We start from the raw sequence: 20,928 nt of genomic DNA, 5'->3' as shown, positions 1-20,928 counted from the left end.
GTGATGTCTGATCCGACTGCACACATTCGCGCCGCGCTGGCCAAGGTGATCGATCCCGAACTTCGCCGCCCCATCACCGAACTCGGGATGGTCAAAGGTATCGAGCTGAGCCCCGGCGGCGATGTGCACATCGAGATCTACCTCACCACCGACGCCTGCCCGAAGAAGACCGAGATCACCGACCGGGTCCGCCAAGCCGTCGCCGACGTGCCGGGCACCGCGGCGGTCCGAGTCACCCTCGACGTGATGAACGACGAGCAACGCACCGAACTACGCAAGCTGTTGCGCGGCGACTCCCGCGAGCCGGTCATACCGTTCGCCCAGCCAGGTTCGCTGACCCGGGTCTACGCCGTCGCCTCCGGCAAAGGCGGCGTCGGCAAGTCGACGGTGACGGTCAACCTTGCCGCGGCGATGGCCGCGCGCGGGATATCGGTCGGGCTGCTCGATGCTGACATCCACGGCCACTCGATCCCGCGGATGATGGGCACCACCGACCGGCCCACCCAGGTGGAGTCGATGATCCTGCCGCCGATCGCGCACGAGGTGAAAGTCATCTCGATCGCCCAGTTCACTCAGGAGAACACCCCGGTGGTGTGGCGGGGCCCGATGCTGCACCGGGCGTTGCAACAGTTTCTGGCCGACGTGTACTGGGGCGACTTGGACGTGCTGCTGCTCGACCTGCCGCCGGGCACCGGCGACATCGCGATCTCGGTCGCTCAGCTGATCCCGAACGCCGAGATCATCGTCGTGACGACGCCGCAACTAGCGGCCGCCGAAGTCGCCGAACGGGCCGGCAGCATCGCGCTGCAGACCAAACAACGCGTCCTCGGCGTAGTGGAGAACATGTCCGGGTTGGTGTTGCCGGACGGCTCGACGATGCAGGTGTTCGGCGAAGGCGGCGGCGTGCAGGTCGCGGAGCGGCTGACCCGCACTATGGGCGTCGACGTGCCGCTGCTCGGGCAGATTCCGCTGGACCCCGCGCTGGTCGCGGCCGGCGACGCCGGGCTTCCGGTCGTTCTCAGCGCCCCCGACTCGGCCGTCGGCAAGGAGCTGAACAAGGTCGCCGATGCGTTGTCGGCGCGACGCCGTGGGTTGGCCGGCATGTCGCTGGGATTGGACACCAGCCGGCGCTGAGCTCTGCAGCGCGTCGTCGCACAGCTCAGGTAGCGTCGGTGTCGAACGGCGCCGGGCCGCCCGAGGGTTGCGCCTGATGCGGCGTAATCGGTTGAGCCGCAGCGGACTTCGCCGCACCGTTGATCGGCTGGTCGAAGCTGGTGAACAGCGAGTCGTCGCCGTCGAGAAGGTGCTTGGTCAGCATCGCCCGCGGCGTCATACCGCGTAGCTTCTGCAGTTCGGACAGCGGTTCACGCAGGTCGTCGAATTCGGGGCCGATGTCCTCGCGCAACTGGGTCGTCATGCCGCTGAGGTAGTCGCGGGCCTGTCGCAGTGCGCTCGACGTCCAGCGGATCGCGCCGGGCAGGCGCTCGGGTCCCAGGACGACCAGGCCGACCACGATGAGGACCAGGATCTCACCCCAGCCGACATTGCCGAACATTAGCCGCCGTCCGGCCCCGGGGTCACCGTGAGCGTGACGTGTCGGCCGTCGCGCACCACCTCGATCGGGGCGGGCTGTCCCACGGTCAACTGCCGCACGGCAACAACGAATTCGTCGGCGTCGGCCACACCGCGGTTGCCGACCTTGACCACCACGTCGTTCTCGAGCACGCCGCCCTTTTCGGCCGGGCCGCCGGCTTTGACGTTGGCCACCTGTGCGCCCTGTGCGACCGCGTTGCTCACCGACCGGGCGCTCAGGCCCAGCGTCGGGTGGACGATCTTGCCGTCCTTGATCAGGGTCTGCGCGACGATTTTCGCCTCATTGACCGGAATCGCGAAGCCGAGCCCGCTGGCGCTGTCGGACAGCGACTTGCCGGCCGTGTTGATGCCGATGACCTGGGAGTCCATGTCGATCAGCGGGCCACCGGAGTTTCCGTGGTTGATGGATGCGTCGGTCTGGACGCCGTCGATCACGGTGTCGGTGTCAGAACCCTCCCCCGACAACGGAATCGGGCGATGCAGCGCGCTGATGATGCCGTGCGTCACGGTGCTGCGCAGACCCAGCGGCGCACCGGCGGCCAGGACCTCGTCGCCGACACGAACTTTGTCGGAGTCACCGAGCTTGGCCACCGTGAGGTTGTTGACGTTGTCGACCTTGAGCACCGCCAGGTCCGTCTTGGGGTCGCGACCGACCAGATGGGCCGGCACTTCCTTGCCGTCGTTGAATACGACGGTGGTCTTGTACTGGCTCGGGTTGTTGGCCGCTTCGGAGATGACGTGGTTGTTGGTGACGATGTAACCGCGACCATCGACCACGAAGCCGGAGCCTTGCATGCCCTCTTGATCGCTGATCGACTGAATCGTGACCACCGAATCCGCCACCGCCGCAGCAACTTTGGCGAACCGGCCGGCCGGAGCCTCGCTGTTGTTGTTGGTCGACAAGGTCACCTTGGACGTGGTGAACGCCTCGACGACCTCGGCCGTCTTGCGGCCGACCACACCGCCGACCAGACCGATCAGCAATGCCAGCACGCCGAGCACGGCCAGCGCCAGGTAGGACACCCGTCCGCCGAACAGAACGTCGCGCACACCGAGCCGGTCGTGCGAGAGCTCGGGGCCCTGAGCGCCGGCGCGCGACACCGCAGGCTCACCCAGCGCGGCGGCGGCGCCCGGGTCGCGCCACGGGTCTTCGGGATCCTCGAGTTCGTCGCCGGCTTTACCGTCTTCGAGCGCACCGGCATCGGCCGGATGGCGCTGCAGGGAGTCGACCCCCGGGAACGGGCGGCCGAACGCTTCGGTGAGAACCGGGTCGGTGGGTTCGGTGTGCGGCGTGAACTCGCCGGCCTCGCGGTACTTCGACGGGCGGACCCGCTCGGCGACGAACGATCCCTGCACGCCGTCGGGACGGCCGAAGGCCTGACTCGACGCGGCGTCGACCGGCGGCCGGGACACGGGACGCGGCGCCAGCCGGGGGGCGCCGTTGTTGTCTTGATCGGGGCTCACGTCATCCTCTTCCGAGCGCTGGGCACACAAGCGCTATGGACTCGAGCACGGCGCCGGGCACCGGCTTGGCGAAACTGGTAACCACCCTACCGAGGCTCTGGGGGATCTTGCTTGCTGCCGCCGGAGAGTCGATCGCGCATCAGCTGGGTCTCCGCGTCGTCGTCGGGTGGGCAGTGCGGTATCTGCGACAGCAATCCCAGCAGCGTGCTCGGGATTCGGATCGGGTGCGAGTCGCGCAGCGCGGCCCGGGCCCGACGATGGCCGTCCACTTCGGCGGCGCAATCCGCGCACAGCGAGATGTGGTGCGCGGCGCGCAGGTGGGCGTTCATCCGCAGTTCGCCGTCGACGAAGGCCGAGATCGCCTCGATCGACAGGTGCTCGGTGGAGCCGAATTGCCGCGGCGCACCGACCGGCGCGTCGTTCTGCGAGGCGAACTGCGCGGGAAGCCAGGAGAAGGCCCGGCGGAACACATGTCCCCGCTCGACCATCATCAACTCCTCTCGGTATCGCGTCGCGCCTTCTCGAGACCACCTGGCGCGACACGATCACGCGCGGCCCTAGTTCGAATGTAGCGCGCCGACCGATACCGAACATCAATGAACAGCCGATCAGGCTGCCTGTGTCTTAGCTCGTGAGGCCCTCGGCGCCGACGGCGCTGTCCGAGTGTGTGGCCAGATAATCCCGCAGCGCTTGGCGTCCGCGGTGGATACGGCTGCGGACGGTCCCGAGCTTGACGCCGAGCGTGGCGCCGATTTCCTCGTAGGACAGTCCTTCGATGTCACACAGCACCACCGCGGCACGAAATTCCGGCGGCAGCGAATCCAGCGCCGCCTGCAGGTCGGGACCCAGGTGGGCGTCGTGGTAGATCTGTTCGGGGTTGGGTTCGTCGGCCGGCACCCGGTCGTAGTCCTCGGGCAGGGCTTCCATCCGAACCCGGCTGCGACGGCGCACCATGTCCAAGAACAGGTTGGTGGTGATGCGGTGCAACCAGCCTTCGAAGGTGCCCGGCTGGTAGTTCTGCACCGACCGGAAGACCCGGATGAACGTCTCCTGGGTCAGATCTTCGGCGTCGTGCTGACTGCCGGAAAGGCGGTAAGCCAGTCGGTAGACCCGGTCGGCGTGTTGGCGAACCAGCTCGTCCCAGGACGGCATGGCCGTCTTGTCGCCGGTCGCGTCGAAAACCGCGGTGCCGTACGGCTCATCCGCCGGCTCGACCCAGTCGGCGTCGCGGTACCGCTCAGGATGCGACATGCTCGACGGGCTCATCAAAGTCGCGATGTTCAGTTCCTCCGGGTTCAGGCTGCTGTTGATACTTGGCAACGCATCACCGCGGGCAACGCGCAGATTGCGGGATGTATTCCCGGACCAGCGGCCTCCACGCTCCATGGGAGATACCGTCGTCTATCGGAGTGTGTGCCGGATATGACCGCACTGAGCTTTCACTGAGAATGGCGCAGGAACCCCCGTTGGCCAGGCCCTATCGTCCATATTACGTTTCGATCACACCGATCCGTTGCGCGTGTCGCGGGGCGCGCCTGACTGCGCGCGGCGAGGGTTGGACATACGCTCACGCCATGGCCACGACCGACCGCACACCAGGGACGAGTCGGGCCGACTCGCTGACGGCGCACGCCGAGGGCTCGATCTCCGAAGACAGCGTGCTGCTGGCGGCCCGTGAGCGCGCCGCCGACATCGGCGCCGGCGCCGTCACACCGGCGGTCGGCGCGCTGCTCAGCCTGCTGACCAAGCTCAGCGGCGGTAAGGCCGTCGTCGAGGTGGGCACCGGTGCCGGAGTCAGCAGCCTGTGGTTGCTGTCCGGGATGAGCGACGACGGCGTGCTGACCACGATCGACATCGAGCCCGAGCACCAGCGGATCGCCAAGGAGGCGTTTTCCGATGCGGGTATTGGGCCGTCGCGGACCCGGCTGATCAGTGGTCGGGCCCAGGACGTGCTGACCCGGCTGGCCGACGACTCCTACGACTTGGTGTTCGTCGACGCCGACCCGCTCGACCAGCCCGATTACGTGGTCGAAGGGGTTCGGCTGTTGCGCTCCGGCGGTGTGATCGTCCTGCACGGCGCGGCCGCCGGCGGACGGGCCGGCGACCCTTCGGCACACGACGCCGAGGTGGCGGCGGTCCGCGAGGCGGCGCGGCTGATCGCCGAGAACGAGCAGCTGACTCCGGCTCTGGTGCCGCTCGGCGATGGTCTGCTGGCCGCCGTCCGCGACTGATTTGTCAGCCCTGCAGCACCCTCGACTACTTTCTTGGCCGTGACAGACGGACGACACGACTCCACCGTGGTCATGGCGCAACAATTCCCGCGATTCCCGCGCCGTGCGGCATTTCGACCACACCCCCTTGACGTCTGACTGAACGAGTGTTTAATGTACTGAACATGCGTTCAGCCGACGACCTCACGGCCGTGGCCCGGATCCGCGACGCGGCCATCGCGCAGTTCGGCGAGCAGGGCTTCGGGGTCGGACTCCGCTCGATTGCCGAGGCGGCCGGGGTGAGCGCGGCGCTCGTCATCCACCACTTCGGCTCCAAGGACGGGTTGCGCAAGGCCTGCGACGACTACGTCGCCGAGGAGATCCGCACCGGCAAGTCCGAGGCGATGAACTCCAGCGACCCGGCGACCTGGTTCGCCGCGATGGCCGAGATCGAGGAATACGCGCCGCTGATGGCCTACCTCGTCCGCAGCATGCAGGCCGGCGGCGAGCTGGCCAAGACCTTCTGGCGCACCATGATGGACAACGCCGGGAGCTACCTGGACGAGGGTGTCCGCAGCGGCATCCTCAAACCCAGCCGGGACCCGGCCGCAAGGGCCAAGTATCTGGCCGTCACCGGCGGCGGCGGGTTCTTGCTCTACATCCAAATGCACGAGACCCCAACCGATTTGCGGGCCGTGCTGCGCGACTACGCCAACGACATGGTGCTGCCCGCGCTCGAGCTGTACACCGACGGCCTGATGACCGACAGCCACATGTACGACGCCTTTTTGGCCCAAGCCGAAGAAGAAGGAGACACACATGCAACCGATTGAGATCCACAATCTGACAAAGTCTTTCGGTAAGGCGCGGGCGCTCGACGGCTTGGAGCTGACGGTTCGGGAGGGTGAGGTGCACGGTTTCCTCGGGCCCAACGGAGCCGGGAAGTCGACGACGATCCGGATCCTGCTGGGCGTGGTGAAAGCCGACAGCGGGGCCGCGCGTCTGCTGGGCGGCGACTCCTGGACCGACGCCGTCGACCTGCACCGCCAGATCGCCTATGTGCCCGGCGATGTCACGCTCTGGCCGAATCTGACCGGTGGCGAAACCATCGACCTGCTGGCCCGCATGCGCGGCGGCATCGATGAGAAGCGGCGCGCCGAGCTGATCGACCGCTTCGAACTCGACCCGCACAAGAAGGCGCGGACCTACTCCAAGGGAAACCGGCAGAAGGTCTCGTTGATCTCCGCCTTCTCGTCGCAGGCCCGGCTGATGCTCCTCGACGAGCCGAGCAGCGGCCTGGACCCGTTGATGGAGAACATCTTTCAGCAGTGCGTCGCCGAGGCACGCGACCGCGGCGCCACCGTGCTGCTGTCCAGCCACATCCTGGCCGAAACCGAGCGGCTGTGCCAGCGGGTGACGATCATCCGCGCCGGCAAAACCGTCGAAAGCGGGACCCTGGAGTCGATGCGGCACCTCAGCCGGACGTCGATCACCGCCGACCTGCTCCGCGACCCCGGCGACCTCACCCGCATCCGCGGCGTCGCGGACGTGAGCTACCAGGGCACCACGCTGCACGCTCACGTCGACAGCGAAGGACTCGGCGAACTCATCCGGGTGCTCGGTGATACCGGCGTCCGCAGCCTGGTCAGCCAACCGCCCACGCTGGAGGAGCTGTTCATGCGGCACTACGGCGACGACCGTGAGCTGGCCCGCCGATGACCGCCACCCTGGAACGCCCGGGGGCGCACGAAGCCCCCTCGCGCGCGTCGGCCTTCACCGGGACGCTCGGAATGCTCCGGCTGTATCTGCGGCGCGACCGGATCGTGTTGCCGCTCTGGGTGTTACTGCTGTCGACGCCGCTGGCAACCGTCTACATCGGCGGTATCGAAAAGGTCTACCCGGACCAGGCGGCCCGTGCCGGCTTCGCCGCGACCATCATGGCCAGCCCGGCGCAGCGGGCGTTGTACGGAAACATCTACAACGACAGCCTCGGCGCGACCGGCATCTGGAAAGCCGGCATGTTCCATCTGCTGATTGGCGTGGCGGTCATCCTCACCGTCATCCGCCACACCCGCGCCGACGAGGAAACCGGCCGCGCCGAACTGATCGACTCCACCGCCGTCGGCCGCTACGCCAACCTGACCGCCGCAGTGCTGTTGGCGTTCGGCGCGTCACTACTCACGGGTGCGCTCGGTGCAGCCGGCCTGCTGGGCACCAGCAGTCCGGCGCACGGCTCGCTGGCGTTCGGCGCGGCGCTGGCCTGCTCCGGTCTGGTGTTCACCGCGGTAGCCGCCGTGACAGCTCAACTTTCTACGAGCGCTCGGTTCGCCCGCGGGGCCGCATTCGCCGTTCTGGCAACCGGTTTCACGCTGCGCGCCGCCGGTGACGCCGGTTCGCCGGCATTGTCGTGGCTCTCGCCGCTGGGCTGGTCGCTGCAGGTCCGCCCGTACGCGGGCGACCGGTGGTGGGTGCTGCTGCTGCATCTGGCGGCGACGGCGATGCTCACCGCGCTGGCCTATCGGCTGCTGGCCGGCCGCGACGTCGGCGCCGGGCTGATCGCCGAACGCCCGGGCCCGGCCGGCGCAACACCGTTGCTGCGCAACGCCTTCGGGCTGGCCTGGCGGTTGGACCGCGGTGCTCTGCTGCTGTGGACCGTCGGCCTGTGCCTCTACGGCATGCTGATCGGCAGCATCGTGCACGGCATCGGCGACGAACTCGGTGGCGACAATGCGCGCGACATCGTGGTCCGGATGGGTGGCACCAAGGTCGTGGAACAGGCGTTCATCGCGGCCGCGTTCTGCATGCTGGGCATGATGGCCGCCGCGTTCGCGATCTCGCTGATCCTGCGTCTGCACCAGGAAGAGGCCGGCGAGCGGGCCGAGACGCTGTTGAGCGGATCGGTGAGCCGAACCCGTTGGCTGACAGGTCATCTCGTGCTCGCCCTGGCGGGGTCGGCGTTGGCGATCGTGTTCGCCGGGATCGTCGCCGGGTTGACCTACGGGATCGCCGCCCACGACGTCAGCGGCAAGCTTCCGATGGCCGTGGGCACCGCGCTGGCGCAGGTGCCGGCCGTATGGCTGCCCGCCGCGGTCACCGTCGCGTTGTTCGGGCTGGCGCCACGATTCAGCCCGGTGGCCTGGGGCGTGCTGGTCGGCTTCGTCGCGCTGTACCTGATCGGTGAGCTGTCAGGCTTCCCGCAGTGGGTGCTCGACGCCGAACCGTTCGCCCACGTGCCGCTGGTCGCCCGCGACGCCTTCACTGCCTTTCCGCTGCTGGTGCTGCTGGCGATCGACGCCGCGCTGATCATGCTGGGGATGGCGGCTTTTCGCCGCCGGGACGTACAAACGTGAAACAGTAGCAGCGGCTGTGGAATAGGCCGGCCGACAACCCTGGCTGCTGTCTCGCGGCAAGTGGACCGCGCTAGATCCAAATGCCCTTACCTACAGCGACAACGCCGCCGGCGCTGATCGCGAAGCGCTCGCGATCCTTCTCGAGGTCCACCCCAACCATCTCGCCGGGTCCGATGACGACGTTCTTGTCCAGGATCGCGTGGCGGACCACCGCGCCGCGGCCGACCCGCGCACCCGGCATCATCACGCTGCCCTCCACGATCGCGCCGTCGTCGATCACGACATTGGACGACAGCACCGAATTGCGTACGGAGGACGCAGAAATGATGCTGCCCGCGCCCACCACCGACTCCTGCGCGGAGCCGCCGTTGACGAATTTGGCCGGGGCCAGATTCTCCGAGGCACCGAGAATCGGCCAGCGCCGGTTGTAGAGGTTGAACACCGGGTGCACCGACACCAGATCCATGTGGGCGTCGTAGAACGCGTCCAATGTCCCGACGTCGCGCCAGTAACCGCGGTCGCGGTTGGTGGCGCCGGGCACGTCGTTGTCGTTGAAGTCGTACACCGCGGCCCGGCCGTCGGACACCAGTCGCGGGATGATGTCGCCGCCCATGTCGTGATCGGAATTGTCTTCGTCGGCGTCGGCGCGGATCGCGTCGATGAGCACCTTGGTGGTGAAGATGTAGTTCCCCATCGACACGAAGGTGGCTTCCGGGTCGTCGGGCGTTCCCGGCGGGTCGACCGGCTTCTCGATGAAGCTGCGGATGCGCCCGGACTCGTCGGCATCGATGCAGCCGAACGCGCTCGCCTCCGCGCGGGGCACCCGAATCCCGGCAACCGTGGCGCCCGCGCCGCTTTCGACGTGGAAGGCCAGCATCTGCTCGGGATCCATCCGGTAGACGTGGTCGGCGCCGAAAACCACGATGTAGTCCGGATCCTCGTCGTAGATCAGATTGAGCGACTGATAGATCGCGTCCGCCGAGCCGGTGTACCAGCGCGGGCCGAGCCGCTGTTGGGCCGGAACTGGGGTGATGTATTCACCGGCCAAACCCGACAACCGCCAGTTCTGCGAGATGTGACGGTCCAGCGAGTGCGACTTGTATTGCGTGAGAACGCAGATCCGTAGATACCGGGCGTTGACGAGATTGGACAGCACGAAGTCGATCAGTCGATAGGCACCGCCGAAGGGAACGGCGGGCTTGGCGCGGTCGGCGGTCAGGGGGTACAGCCGCTTGCCCTCACCTCCGGCCAGCACAATGCCCAGCACGTGCGGTGCTTCCCTCATGCAAAAACCCTAACGGCCGCTGCGAACCCGTGCCAGATCACGTAGACGAATACCCACGCTGCGCAACTGTCCATCAACAAACCTGGATCTTGTCGCCTAGACAAGGCTCACATGTCGGCAAGGGGTCGGCCCCTGCGGGGTTCGGCGGCGACTACTACCGTGCCGGGTATGCGTGTGGCGATGATGACTCGGGAGTATCCGCCGGAGGTCTACGGCGGAGCCGGAGTGCACGTGACCGAGCTCGTCGCGCAACTGCGCAACCTGTGTCAGGTCGAGGTGCACTGCATGGGCGCACCGCGGCCGGGCGCGTACGCCTGTCAGCCGGACACCCAACTGCGCGGCGCGAACCCGGCGCTGGCGACCCTGTCGTCGGATCTGGTGATGGCCGGCGCCGCCGCCGAAGCCACCGTAGTGCACAGCCACACCTGGTACGCCGGGATGGCCGGGCACCTGGCGTCGTTGCTGCACGGCGTGCCGCATGTGCTGACCGCGCATTCGCTGGAGCCGTTGCGGCCGTGGAAGGCCGAACAGCTGGGCGGCGGTTACCGGATCTCGTCATGGGTCGAGCAGACGGCGATCAACGCCGCCGACGCGGTGATCGCCGTCAGCTCGGGCATGCGGGATGACGTGCTGCAGGTCTACCCGACCGTCGATCCCAACCGAGTGCACGTCGTGCGCAACGGAATCGACACCGAGGTCTGGTATCCGGCCCAGCCGACTGAGGGCCAGCCCGTGCCGGGCGAGTCGGTGTTGGCCGATCTCGGCGTCGACCTCACCCGGCCCATCGTCGCGTTCGTCGGCCGCATCACCCGGCAGAAGGGCCTCTCCCATTTGCTGGCGGCCGCGCACGACTTCGCTCCCGACGTGCAATTGGTGCTGTGCGCCGGGGCTCCCGACACCCCGGAGATCGCCGCCGAGGTGAGCGCCGGAGTCGCCGAGTTGGCCGATGCACGGATCGGCGTGTTCTGGGTCAGAGAGATGCTGCCGATCGGCAAAATTCGCGAGATTCTCTCGGCTGCAACGGCTTTCGTATGCCCGTCGGTGTACGAGCCGCTGGGGATCGTCAATCTGGAAGCGATGGCCTGCGGCACCGCGGTCGTCGCCTCCGACGTGGGTGGCATACCCGAGGTGGTCGACGACGGGGTGACCGGCTCGCTGGTGCATTACGACGCTGACGACGCCGCCGGCTACCAGAACCGGATCGCGCAGGCCGTCAACGCAGTGGTCGCCGATCCGGAGCGGGCGCAGCGCTACGGCCTGGCGGGACGGCAACGCTGCATCGCGGAGTTCTCCTGGGCGCAGATCGCGCAGCAGACGCTGGAGATCTACCAGAAAGTGTGCGCGTAACGGCGGGAGCTAGCTGGTGACGCCTTTGAGTTCGTCGCCCAATGCAGCGGCTTCGTCGGGTGTCAGCTCGACGACGAGTCGGCCACCGCCCTCCAGCGGTACCCGCATCACGATGCCGCGCCCCTCCTTGGTCGCTTCCAATGGACCGTCACCGGTCCGGGGCTTCATCGCCGCCATCCAGCGCTCCCTCCACATTCGAGCTGGCCCGTCAACTGCACATTCACCCGGACCATTGTTCCCTATGGTCGCCGCTGGGTGCACATGACCTCCGGCTCGGCGTTTCAGTCCGCGGCTCCGGCCCAACTGTCCGCCTCCTCAGCGGACCGCCCGCCGGGCCGCATCGTCACCGGTGGATGGGACCCAGCAAGCCCGCAGGTGATCGTCGACCATTCCGGTTGCCTGCATCAACGCGTAAGCGGTCGTGGGGCCGACGAAGCGGAACCCGCGACGCTTCAATTCGCGTGCCATAGCGGTCGATTCCGGCGTCGTGGCGGGGACATCGGCTAAGGCCTTGGGCCTTTGAGAGCGACACCGCCGGGCCGGCGCGAAGGACCACAGCAGCTCGGATAGGTCGTCCGAGCCGTCGGCGAGAACCCGGGCGTTGGCAATGGTCGCCACGATCTTGGCCCGGTTGCGGACGATGCCCTCATCGGCCATCAGCCGGGCCACGTCGGCGTCGGTGAAGCGAGCCACCTTCGCGGGGTCGAAACCGGCGAAGGCCCGCCGGAAATTTTCCCGTTTGCGCAGGATGATCAGCCAGGACAGCCCGCTTTGAAAGGCCTCCAGGCTCATCCGCTCGAACAGCGGCACCTGCCCATGCAGCGGCTGACCCCATTCCTTGTCGTGGTAGTCGCGGTAGAGCTCGAAATCGGCGCTGCCCGGCTTGCCGATCGCCCAGTCGCAGCGGACCAAGCCGTCGTCAGTCGTGGCCACCGGCCACGTCCTCGGGGTCGTCTTCGGGCTCCTCCGCAGCGGCCGCGGCGTGCACCGACGACAGCTGGCCGCGCAGCAGGTCGAGCTCCTGGCCCAGCCGATCCAGCACCCAGTCCACCTCGCTGGTCTTGTATCCGCGCAGCGTCTGGGTGAACTTGACCGCGTCGATGTCCCCACGCGTCACGCCCGATGCGGGCAGTACCGTCGGCGTCGTCCCCCGGGGCAGCGGCGGCAGCGGCTCACCGCGGCCGAACAGCAGACTCGCCACCCCGAACAGCACGACCGCTACCAGGACCAAGACCACCACGTAGAGCAAGACCAACGCCACGGCGTCGATATTGCCTTACCGGATGGCGTTCATCGGCGGCCGGTCGGCCAGCGACACCGTCGAGGTGCGCGGGGTGTAGCCGTCTCCGTCGACGAAGAACTGGGTCAGCCCCACGCCAGAGTCCGGGATGCCGCAGCGCGACAGCAGCGTCGCGACGACCTGACGGCTCATCGGCCCCAGCTCGGCCAGCGGCCGATTGCGGTGCGCCCGCACGCCGAGGTTCACCTGGGCGATCGCGTCCAGGCCCAGCCGGTCGTAAGTGTCGATCAGCAGACCGATTTCAACGCCGTAACCCGGTGCGAACGGCACCGACGTCAGCAGTTCTCGGGTGGCGGCGTATTCGCCGCCCAGCGGCTGCAGGACGCAGCCCAGCTCGGGTCGCAGCGCGGCCAGCAGCGGCCTGGCCACCAGCTCGGTGACCCGCCCGCCGCCGGTAGCGCCCTCGCGGCCGCTGGCGTTGTGGGCATTGAGCGGCCGCCGATAGAAGCTCTTGACGAGGTGAACGCCGTCCTCGGTGAGCAGCGGGCCGAGCAGGCGCGGCACGAACATCGGATGCGGCTCGATCAGGTCCGAGTCGACGAAGACGACGAAGTCGCCGCTGGTGGCCGCCAGCGAACGCCAGAGCACCTCGCCTTTACCGGGCCGCGGCGCGATCTCGGGCACCGCCTGCTCGCGGGTGACGACGCGCGCACCTGCGGCGATCGCGCGGATCTCGGTGTCGTCGGTGGACCCCGAGTCGAGCACGATCAGCTCGTCGACCAGCCCGCCGACCAGCGGAGAGATGCTTTCGATCACCGATTCGACAGTGTCTTCCTCGTTGAGTGCGGGCAGGACCACCGAGATCGTGCGCCCGGCCTTGGCCGCCTCCAGCTCCGCAACCGTCCACTGTGGGCGGGTCCAGCTACGGTCAGCCAGCCAGACGTCGCCGGGTGCGGCGGTCAGCGCCCCCGCCGCGGCGAGATCGACCAGCTCAGATGCCGTCATGCCAGTCCTCTCACGGTGCGCGCCGGCGGGCGTTGCCCACTGATTGACGCCACCATCTCCAACACCCGTCGGGTTGGCCCGACCTCGTGTACCCGGAACATCCGGGCGCCCGCCGCAGCTGCCAGCGCGGTGGCGGCCAGGGTTCCCTCCAGCCGCTCGGTCAGGTCCACTCCAAGAGTCTCCCCGACGAAATCTTTGTTGCTCAACGCCATCAATATCGGCCACCCGGTGTTTACAAGATCTTCCATGTGCCGCAACAGCGCCAACCCGTGGAAGGTGTTCTTGCCGAAGTCGTGGGTCGGGTCGATCAGAACACGGTCCCGAGCCACCCCGGCGGCAACGGCGCGCTGCGCCGCCGCGGTGACTTCGTCGATGACGTCGTCGACCACGCCGCGGGTGCTGGTGCCGTAGCTGACCCGGAACGGACGGGTGCGCGGCCGCGCGCCGCCGGTATGCGAGCACACCAGTCCGGCACCGAATTCGGCCGCTACCTCGGGCATCGCGGGATCATAGCCGCCCCAGCTGTCGTTGATCAGGTCCGCGCCCGCGCGGCAGGCCAGCCTGGCCACCTCCGACCGCCAGGTGTCGATGCTGATCAGTTGGTCCGGGTAAGCGCCGCGCAGCCACTCGATGAACGGCACCACCCGGGTGATCTCGGCGTGCGCGTCGATGCTCTGCCCCGGGCCCGCTTTGACGCCGCCGACGTCGATCACGTCGGCGCCCTCGGCGATGAGACGGTGCACCGCGGCTCGGGCTGCATCGTCGGCGAAGTTCGCGCCGCGGTCGTAGAACGAATCCGGGGTGCGGTTGACGATCGCCATGATCAGTGCGCGCTCATCACTCACGCGGCGACCGCACAGGGTGGACTGCACGCTTCCATGGTGCCCGCTGGCCTCGCCGGGCGACGGCCGAGCTGCAGGTCGAACCTCACGAGTCACTTCAATACCTGAGTTGGTCGGCTCTCTTTTTTCGTTTTCGCACCACGGGCGCTATCACCCGACCTGCTGATATCGCATGCGACCACGATTCCGAAAAAGAGTGGCACCCAGCTGGCGGTACGGGTGTGGCGGGTGTGACCGGGCTCAGCCTTGCGGTCGTTTCCCGCCGGCGACGTCGTCGGCGTAGCCGTCGTAGAACGGCACGTACCCCTCGTCGCGTCCGGCCAGCACGTACAGCGGATCCTCGATGTCGGGACCGTAGGCCTGCTCGCGCAGGTCGACCTTGCGGCTCTTGAATGTGCTGGTGTGTTCCAGGTCGTCCACCACCCGAATGAACAGCGGCATCGCATAGGTCGGCAATTGCCCGAAGACGGTCCCGGCAACCGCCTTACCGTCGAAGTCGGCGCCGTCGCGCAGCTTGACCGCGGCCATTCCGGCCCGTCCGCCGGTGTTGGGGATCTCGACCCCGAAGACCGTGCATTCCTCGATGGACTTGTCGGACCCCAGCGCCCGCTCCACCTGTGTGGTGGCGACGTTCTCGCCCTTCCAGCGGAAGGTGTCGCCGAGCCGGTCGACGAAGGCGGCGTGGCGCATGCCCTGCGGGCTCATCACGTCGCCGGTGTTGAAGTAGCAATCGCCCTTGCGGAAGGCGTTGCGCACCAACTTCTTTTCGCTTGCCTTCGGATCGGTGTAGCCGTCGAAGGGCTGCAACCGGGTAACCGGGCTGAGCAGCAGACCGGGCTCGCCGGCGGGGACCTTCTGCACCCGTCCGTCCTCGCCACGCAGCGGTGCGCCGGTGTCGGGGTCGTAATGCACGTACACCGCGGGCATCGGCGTGAAGCCGGTCGAGCGCGGCACGTTGAAGATGTTGATGAACGCGGTGTTGCCTTCGCTGGCCGCGTAGAACTCGCAGACCCGGGCGATGCCGAACCGGGTGACGAACTCGTCCCAGATCTCCGGGCGCAGGCCATTACCCGCGATCAGCCTCACCTGGTGCGTCCGGTCGGTCGGCTTGGCGGGCTGGTTCAACAGGTACCGGCACACCTCGCCGATATAGATGAAAGCCGTTGCGTTGCTGGCGATTACCTCGTCCCAGAACCGCGACGCGGAGAACGACTTGCCCAGTGCCAGCGTCGCCCCGGAGTTGATCACCGAGCCGATAGCGACGGTCAGCGCATTGTTGTGGTATAGCGGCAAGCAGCTGTACAGCGTGTCAGAACCCTTGAGCCGCAAGCCAAGTCCGCCGAACGCGGCCAGCGCAGCCAGCCAGCGCTTGTGGGTCATCACGCTGGCCTTGGGGTGGCCGGTGGTGCCGGAGGTGAAGATGTAGAACGCGGTGTCCTTGGCCAGCACGGCCGACGCCGACGGCGGGTTGGTGGTGGGCGCGGTGGCCGCCAGGCGTTCCATCTCCTCGATGGTCGTCGGGGCGATGTCCAGTCCGCCGCACTCGTCCACGGGGTCGATCAGATCGGACTCGGCAACCATGACTTTGGCGTTCAGCAGACCCAGGCTGTGGGCCAGCACCTCGCCGCGCTGGTGGTAGTTGAGCATGCCGGCGATCGCACCGCACTTGACCGTGGCCAGCATCATCAGCACGGCGTTGGGCGAATTCCGCAGCATGATGCCGACGACGTCGCCGCGGCCGACGCCGCGGGCAGCCAGCACCGCCGCGTAACGGTTGGCGGTGGCGTTGGCCTCACGATAGGTCAGCTGCTGGTCACCGAACCGGAGGAACACCCGGTCGCCATAGCGGGCGGCGCGATCCTGGAATACTTTGCCGATCGAGGCCTTGGAATTCGACTGCGGCAGCAGCCCGGTGAGCACTCCGCGGACGATCACCGGAGCGTCGGCCAACAGGCCGGGCACCTGGGACGCGATATCGAGCACACCGATCGACTTGTGCTCACCGGAGTTATTTTCGGACACAGCCCACCCTCATTTCGCGCACCAGCAGATGACGGCCACCCTATCCAGCCGAAACCGATGCGCTCAGCGGGGTGTACAGGCGGCGATTGCCGCCGCAACATCGTCGACGACCACCAACTGATCCATCGCGCCCTGTGCGACGTATCCGCTCTTCACCAGCCCGGACAACCAGGCGCGCAGCCCGTCGAAGTGCCCGCTGGGGTCCAGCAGCACCACCGGCTTGTCGTGCATCCCGAGATACCCGCCGGTCCAGACCTCGAAGAACTCCTCGAGCGTGCCGATGCCGCCCGGCAACGTCAGGAACGCGTCGGCGCGGTCCTCCATGATCTGTTTACGCTCGCGCATCGTGTCGGTGACGATCAGCTCGTCGGCGTCGTGGTCGGCGACTTCGCGGCGTACCAGCGCGTGCGGGATGACGCCGACAGTCCAGCCGCCGCGGGCCCGGGCGGCGGTGGCCAGCGCGCCCATCGCCGAGACGTTGCCGCCGCCCCAGACCAGCGTCCAGCCGCGCATGGCGATCGCCTCGCCGACGTCGGCGGCCAGCGCCAGCAGCTCGGGATCGGTGGGCCCCGACGCGCAGTACACGCAGACCGCGTGCGGCCGCGGTGCATCGCGTTCGTGGGGCATAGACGAAACGTAAACCACCCTTGCCGCCGAGCGCATTTGGGCCTAATCGCATGCGGTCCGGTGCGTGCGCCATAAACTCCGGCCGTGCCGACTCCGTGGGTTGCCGCGCCGCAGGATGCCGTGCTGCGTGACATCGAGGCCGCCGTGGCCGATCCGCAGCGGTCCGGCGTGGCGATCCTCGGAGCCGACGGTGTCGGCAAGACGCTGCTGGCCCGCGCCACCGCTGAGACATCGAAAGCGCCCGTGCGCTGGGTGGTGGGCACCGCGACCGAGCAGGTCATTCCGTTCGGCGCGTTCCGCGGGCTGCTGGCCGGCGCCGATGCCGGCGACGCCGCACGACCGGCGGAGGTGCTGCGCGCCGCGCAGGGCCAACTCACCGGCGAGCAGCAGCTTCTCGTCGTCGACGACGCCCACTACCTCGATCGGATGTCGGCCACCCTGGTCTATCAGCTGGCCCTGAGCGGCGCGGCCCGGCTGATCGTCACGGTCCGTTCCGACGCGGAGTTGCCCGACGCTATCCGGGCGTTGTGGGACGACGGGTTGTTGACCCGGATCGAGCTCGGCCCGCTGGATGCGGCCGTCGCGTCCGCCCTACCGTCGCTGGTCGACGACTTCCTGTCCGGTCTGCCGTCGCCGGCGCGTACGGTGCTGGACTACCTGTCGCTGACCACACCGCTGCAACGTGACGACCTGACAGTGTTGGCCGGCAACGACGCCGTCGAGCAGGCCGAAGTGGTCGATGCCGTCACGGTCGACGGCGACGCGATGGTCTACCCGGCGCATCCGCTCTACACCGCCCGCGCGGGCGCGGCCCTGCCGCCGGACACCGCGCGGGCACTGCGCATGTCGCTGATCGAACGGCTCGCGGCCGGCCCGGCCGATCACCTCGGCGACCGGCTGCGCGTGGCCGCGCTGGCCGCAGGTTGCCCGGCCACCGACGCTCCGGACATCGATCTGGTGACCGCGGCGCAGGAGGCGCTGCGGTTCGGGGAACTCACGCTCGCCGAACGGCTGGCCCGCGCGGCGCTGGACCGCGCGGATGGGCTGGCCGCGCGGCTGGCGCTCGGCTACGCGCTGGCCTGGCAGGGCCGCGGACGAGAAGCCGACTTGGTGCTGGCCGCGGTGGACCCGGGCCAGTTGTCGCCGTCGGAGCTGATGGCGTGGGCACTCCCACGGGCGGCCAACCAGTTCTGGATGCTCAGCGAGCCGGCGCAGGCCACCGCATTTCTCCAGACCACCCGCAGCCGGGTCGCGTCGCCGGGCGCGCAGGCCACCCTGGACGCGCTGTCGGCCACCTTCGCGATGAACGCGGGCACGCCGCTGCGCACGCTGCGGATCGCCGGTGAGGTGCTGGAGTCGCCGTACGCCGACGCGGTGGCGGTGGGGTGGGCGGCATCGGCGGCGGCGCTGAGCTCGGCCCGCGCCGGACAGTTCGCCGACGTCGAGGCGCTGGCCCGCCGCGCGACCGCTGCCGACCATCCCGGGCTCTTGCGGTTCACCAGCGGCTTCGGCCGGATCACCGCGCTGGTGATGGCCGGCCGGGTGACCGAGGCGCGCACGCTGGCCCAGCGCTACACCGACTTCGCCGAGTTGCAGCAGCCGGGCCGGGCGATCGGCGAGACGCTGGTGGGTTACGTCGCGATCGCGCAGGGCGACTTCGACGCCGCCGTGAGGTTGCTCAGCCGGGCCGCCGACCCGCTGGCCCGCACCGGCTACTCCTGGGGTCCGCTGTCGCTGATGCTGCTGGCTCAGGCGCTCGGCCAACAAGGTGAACAGTTGCACGCCGCAAAGGCTTTCAGCCGGGCCGAATCATTACACGGCCTGAAGTCGTTGTTGTTCGCGCCGGAGTTGGCGCTGGCGAAGGCGTGGTCGAAGTCGGCTCACGGCGACACCACCGGCGCCATCGAAGCCGCTCGGGAAGCGGTGCAGACCGCGGAACGCGGCGGGCAGACAGCGATCGCGCTGCGCGCGTTGCAGGACGGCGTCCGCCTCGGCGACGTCCGGGCCGTGCAGCGGGCCGGCCGGCTGGCAGGCGAAGTGAATTGCGTGCTGGGGCGGCTGACGCTGGCGCATGCCCGGGCATTGGCTCACGGCGACGCGGTGGCCCTGGCCGAGGTTGCCGCCGATTTGGCCGACCGGGGAATGCGTGCCGCGTCCGCCGATGCTTCCGCGCAAGCGTAGCGGGTGGCACAGCGGTCAGCCAGCACCTAGCATATCGAGTATGTCGAACATGCTCGACGGAATCTGTCGGACGGATGCAGTACCCCTGATCCATGCGCGTCAGGATCACGGCCTCAGCCCGCAAACATGGGATCAACTCCGGACGCATCCGTGCTGCGGTCTCCAACGCGGTCCTCGTCGTCGTCGACGGCGACTACGCGCTGTATCTGGGGGTGGATGACCGTGGCATCGAACTCGAAATCGGGATTGTGCCCGACGACCGGTTCGTCGGGCAATTCGCGGCGATCCACTGTATGCCGACCGAGTGGCGCAGCAGGTAACGGACAGGGAGGGTAGGTAGGACATGGCTAAGTTCCCGAAAACGCTGACCGGAGCTGAGGTTAGCGACATCGACCTGAGCCGAGAGGACTTTCAATTTCACGGGCAGCAACTCACCGAGCAGTGCGCCGAGCAGATGGCCGAGAAAGTGTTTCACCGTCCCGACAACCTCATCCCGGGGGGTAAGTCGCTGTCCGGCAACAACGAGCACTCCCCGGTGGTGCAGGCCCGCGTTCCGGCAGCGGTTCACGCGAAGCTACAGGTGATCGCCGATCGACGGCAGGTGAGCCTGTCCAAGCTGCTGCGCGAGGCGATCGACCAGTTCGTCGCAGACCAGGAACATCGTCCATTCCCTGGACATCACAGCTAGGCGCTCAGGTAGGCCCGCAGCATCGTCACCGCATCGGTGATCTGGTGAACGGGCACCAACTCGTCGCGGGTGTGCGCCAGGTTGGGATCACCCGGCCCGTAGTTGACCGCGGCGATTCCGCGGGCGGCAAAGCGCGACACGTCCGTCCAGCCGTACTTCGCCCGCACCTGGCCGTTGGCCGCGTTGATCAGGGTCTTGGCCGCGGGAGCGGACAGACCGGGCAGCGCACCGGCGGCGGAGTCGGTCTGCTCGATGTGCACGTCGAGACCCTCGAAGACGTCGTGGACGTGACGCAAGGCCGCGTCGGCCGAACGGTCCGGCGCGAAGCGGAAGTTCACCGTCACCGACGCGGCATCGGGGATCACGTTGCCGGCTACGCCGCCGTCGATGCGTACCGCCGACAGCCCCTCGCGATAGACGCATCCGTCGATGTCGACGCTGCGCGGCTGGTAGCTCGCGAGCCGATCCAGTACCGCACCCAGCTTGTGAATAGCGTTGTCGCCCAACCATGATCGCGCCGAGTGGGCACGTGTTCCGGCTGCGCGGATGACCACGCGCAGGGTGCCCTGACAACCCGCTTCGATGTAACCGCCGGTGGGCTCGCCCAGGATGGCCAGGTCGGCGGTCAACCAATCTGGCAGCTCACGTTCGATGCGGCCCAAACCGTTTGCGCTGGACTCGATTTCCTCGCAATCGTAGAAGACCAGCGTCAGATCGTGGGCGGGCGCGGTGACGGTCGCGGCCAGATGCAGGAACACCGCGTCGCCGGACTTCATGTCGGTGGTGCCGCAGCCGTGCAGCGACTCGGCGTCGCGACGGCTCGGCAGATTGTCCGCGGCCGGCACGGTGTCGAGATGACCGGCCAGCAGCACCCGGGTCGGACGGCTCAGCGAGGTGCGGGCCAGCACCGCGTTGCCGTTGCGGATGATCTCGTAGCCGGGCGCCTGCGCCCGCAGCGCGGCCTCGACCTCGTCGGCGATGCGTTCTTCATGCCTCGACTCGCTGGGGATGTCGACCAGAGCCGCCGTCAGCTCGATCGGGTCACCGCGTAGGTCCAGCACGGTCCCAGCGTAG

At 68.1% G+C, this 20,928-nt stretch carries 22 protein-coding genes; 9 read left to right on the top strand and 13 right to left on the bottom strand.

The window, feature by feature from the left end:
- Positions 1-3: 3 nt before the first annotated feature.
- The gene (locus ACQY5A_RS15030) at positions 4-1,134 is read left to right on the top strand and encodes an Mrp/NBP35 family ATP-binding protein (RefSeq protein WP_428341119.1); all 1,131 of its coding nucleotides are present in this window, start codon (positions 4-6) and stop codon (positions 1,132-1,134) included.
- A 25-nt stretch (positions 1,135-1,159) separates the two neighbouring features.
- On the opposite strand, the gene tatB is transcribed toward ACQY5A_RS15030, so the two are convergent.
- The 4 genes from tatB to sigE all read right to left on the bottom strand — a co-directional run bounded on the left by tatB (position 1,160) and on the right by sigE (position 4,443).
- Positions 1,160-1,555 carry a Sec-independent protein translocase protein TatB gene (gene tatB, locus ACQY5A_RS15025; protein ID WP_428341118.1) on the bottom strand — a complete coding sequence of 132 codons (396 nt, stop codon included), beginning with the start codon at positions 1,553-1,555 and terminating at the stop codon, positions 1,160-1,162.
- Entirely contained in the window at positions 1,555-3,057 is a 1,503-nt protein-coding gene (gene htrA, locus ACQY5A_RS15020; RefSeq protein WP_428341117.1) for a serine protease HtrA, read from the bottom strand. Before htrA ends, tatB begins: the two co-directional genes overlap by 1 nt.
- 86 nt (positions 3,058-3,143) lie before the next feature.
- Positions 3,144-3,548 carry an anti-sigma E factor RseA gene (rseA, locus tag ACQY5A_RS15015; RefSeq protein WP_428341116.1) on the bottom strand — a complete coding sequence of 135 codons (405 nt, stop codon included), beginning with the start codon at positions 3,546-3,548 and terminating at the stop codon, positions 3,144-3,146.
- Between the two features lie 133 nt (positions 3,549-3,681).
- A complete protein-coding gene (gene sigE, locus ACQY5A_RS15010; protein ID WP_428341115.1) occupies positions 3,682-4,443 on the bottom strand; it encodes an RNA polymerase sigma factor SigE in 762 nt (253 codons plus the stop codon).
- A gap of 188 nt (positions 4,444-4,631) precedes the next feature.
- Here sigE and ACQY5A_RS15005 point away from each other — a divergent pair, with 188 nt between their 5' ends.
- The 4 genes from ACQY5A_RS15005 (at position 4,632) to ACQY5A_RS14990 (ending at position 8,617) form a co-directional block, all read left to right on the top strand.
- Positions 4,632-5,288 carry an O-methyltransferase gene (locus ACQY5A_RS15005; protein WP_428341114.1) on the top strand — a complete coding sequence of 219 codons (657 nt, stop codon included), beginning with the start codon at positions 4,632-4,634 and terminating at the stop codon, positions 5,286-5,288.
- 164 nt (positions 5,289-5,452) lie between these two features.
- A complete protein-coding gene (locus ACQY5A_RS15000) occupies positions 5,453-6,100 on the top strand; it encodes a TetR family transcriptional regulator (RefSeq protein ID WP_428341113.1) in 648 nt (215 codons plus the stop codon).
- Entirely contained in the window at positions 6,087-6,986 is a 900-nt protein-coding gene (locus ACQY5A_RS14995) for an ATP-binding cassette domain-containing protein (protein ID WP_428341112.1), read from the top strand. The genes ACQY5A_RS15000 and ACQY5A_RS14995 overlap by 14 nt, the downstream gene beginning before the upstream one ends.
- A complete protein-coding gene (locus ACQY5A_RS14990) occupies positions 6,983-8,617 on the top strand; it encodes an ABC transporter permease (RefSeq protein ID WP_428341111.1) in 1,635 nt (544 codons plus the stop codon). Before ACQY5A_RS14995 ends, ACQY5A_RS14990 begins: the two co-directional genes overlap by 4 nt.
- Positions 8,618-8,687: 70 nt before the next feature.
- On the opposite strand, the gene glgC is transcribed toward ACQY5A_RS14990, so the two are convergent.
- Positions 8,688-9,902, bottom strand: coding sequence for a glucose-1-phosphate adenylyltransferase (glgC, locus tag ACQY5A_RS14985; protein WP_428341110.1), 1,215 nt, complete (start codon positions 9,900-9,902; stop codon positions 8,688-8,690).
- A gap of 168 nt (positions 9,903-10,070) precedes the next feature.
- On the opposite strand from glgC, the gene glgA reads away from it, so the two are divergent.
- On the top strand, positions 10,071-11,249 hold the full coding sequence (gene glgA, locus ACQY5A_RS14980) for a glycogen synthase (RefSeq protein WP_428341109.1): 1,179 nt from the start codon (positions 10,071-10,073) through the stop codon (positions 11,247-11,249).
- A gap of 9 nt (positions 11,250-11,258) precedes the next feature.
- Here the strand turns inward: glgA and ACQY5A_RS14975 are convergent, their stop codons facing one another.
- The 7 genes from ACQY5A_RS14975 to ACQY5A_RS14945 form a co-directional block, all read right to left on the bottom strand.
- Positions 11,259-11,426 (bottom strand): DUF3117 domain-containing protein, encoded by a 168-nt coding sequence (locus ACQY5A_RS14975; RefSeq protein WP_003406247.1) that lies wholly within the window; start codon positions 11,424-11,426, stop codon positions 11,259-11,261.
- Positions 11,427-11,564: 138 nt separating this feature from the next.
- Entirely contained in the window at positions 11,565-12,182 is a 618-nt protein-coding gene (locus tag ACQY5A_RS14970) for a DNA-3-methyladenine glycosylase I (protein WP_428341108.1), read from the bottom strand.
- Positions 12,169-12,510, bottom strand: coding sequence for a DivIVA domain-containing protein (locus ACQY5A_RS14965; protein WP_428341107.1), 342 nt, complete (start codon positions 12,508-12,510; stop codon positions 12,169-12,171). Before ACQY5A_RS14965 ends, ACQY5A_RS14970 begins: the two co-directional genes overlap by 14 nt.
- A 15-nt stretch (positions 12,511-12,525) precedes the next feature.
- On the bottom strand, positions 12,526-13,494 hold the full coding sequence (locus tag ACQY5A_RS14960) for a glucosyl-3-phosphoglycerate synthase (RefSeq protein WP_428341106.1): 969 nt from the start codon (positions 13,492-13,494) through the stop codon (positions 12,526-12,528).
- Positions 13,491-14,315, bottom strand: coding sequence for a dihydropteroate synthase (gene folP / locus ACQY5A_RS14955; protein WP_428341525.1), 825 nt, complete (start codon positions 14,313-14,315; stop codon positions 13,491-13,493). The genes ACQY5A_RS14960 and folP overlap by 4 nt, the downstream gene beginning before the upstream one ends.
- Positions 14,316-14,576: 261 nt before the next feature.
- Positions 14,577-16,358 (bottom strand): long-chain-acyl-CoA synthetase FadD6, encoded by a 1,782-nt coding sequence (gene fadD6, locus ACQY5A_RS14950; RefSeq protein WP_428341105.1) that lies wholly within the window; start codon positions 16,356-16,358, stop codon positions 14,577-14,579.
- A 63-nt stretch (positions 16,359-16,421) separates the two neighbouring features.
- Complete coding sequence (locus ACQY5A_RS14945) at positions 16,422-16,985, bottom strand: TIGR00730 family Rossman fold protein (protein ID WP_428341104.1); 564 nt, start codon at positions 16,983-16,985, stop codon at positions 16,422-16,424.
- Between the two features lie 84 nt (positions 16,986-17,069).
- On the opposite strand from ACQY5A_RS14945, the gene ACQY5A_RS14940 reads away from it, so the two are divergent.
- The 3 genes from ACQY5A_RS14940 to ACQY5A_RS14930 all read left to right on the top strand — a co-directional run bounded on the left by ACQY5A_RS14940 (position 17,070) and on the right by ACQY5A_RS14930 (position 19,854).
- Positions 17,070-19,166, top strand: a complete 2,097-nt coding sequence (locus ACQY5A_RS14940; RefSeq protein WP_428341103.1) for an AAA family ATPase — start codon at positions 17,070-17,072, stop codon at positions 19,164-19,166.
- Positions 19,167-19,258: 92 nt separating this feature from the next.
- On the top strand, positions 19,259-19,486 hold the full coding sequence (locus ACQY5A_RS14935) for a hypothetical protein (protein WP_428341102.1): 228 nt from the start codon (positions 19,259-19,261) through the stop codon (positions 19,484-19,486).
- A 23-nt stretch (positions 19,487-19,509) separates the two neighbouring features.
- On the top strand, positions 19,510-19,854 hold the full coding sequence (locus ACQY5A_RS14930) for a ribbon-helix-helix protein, CopG family (protein ID WP_428341101.1): 345 nt from the start codon (positions 19,510-19,512) through the stop codon (positions 19,852-19,854).
- On the opposite strand, the gene dapE is transcribed toward ACQY5A_RS14930, so the two are convergent.
- The gene (gene dapE / locus ACQY5A_RS14925; protein ID WP_428341100.1) at positions 19,851-20,915 is read right to left on the bottom strand and encodes a succinyl-diaminopimelate desuccinylase; all 1,065 of its coding nucleotides are present in this window, start codon (positions 20,913-20,915) and stop codon (positions 19,851-19,853) included. The genes ACQY5A_RS14930 and dapE overlap by 4 nt on opposite strands.
- Positions 20,916-20,928: the final 13 nt, after the last annotated feature.

This window comes from Mycobacterium sp. (assembly GCF_965277065.1).
Lineage (GTDB): Bacteria > Actinomycetota > Actinomycetes > Mycobacteriales > Mycobacteriaceae > Mycobacterium.
Note: the sequence above shows the minus strand (reverse complement) of the source record. Positions and strands in the feature narration are given on the sequence as shown.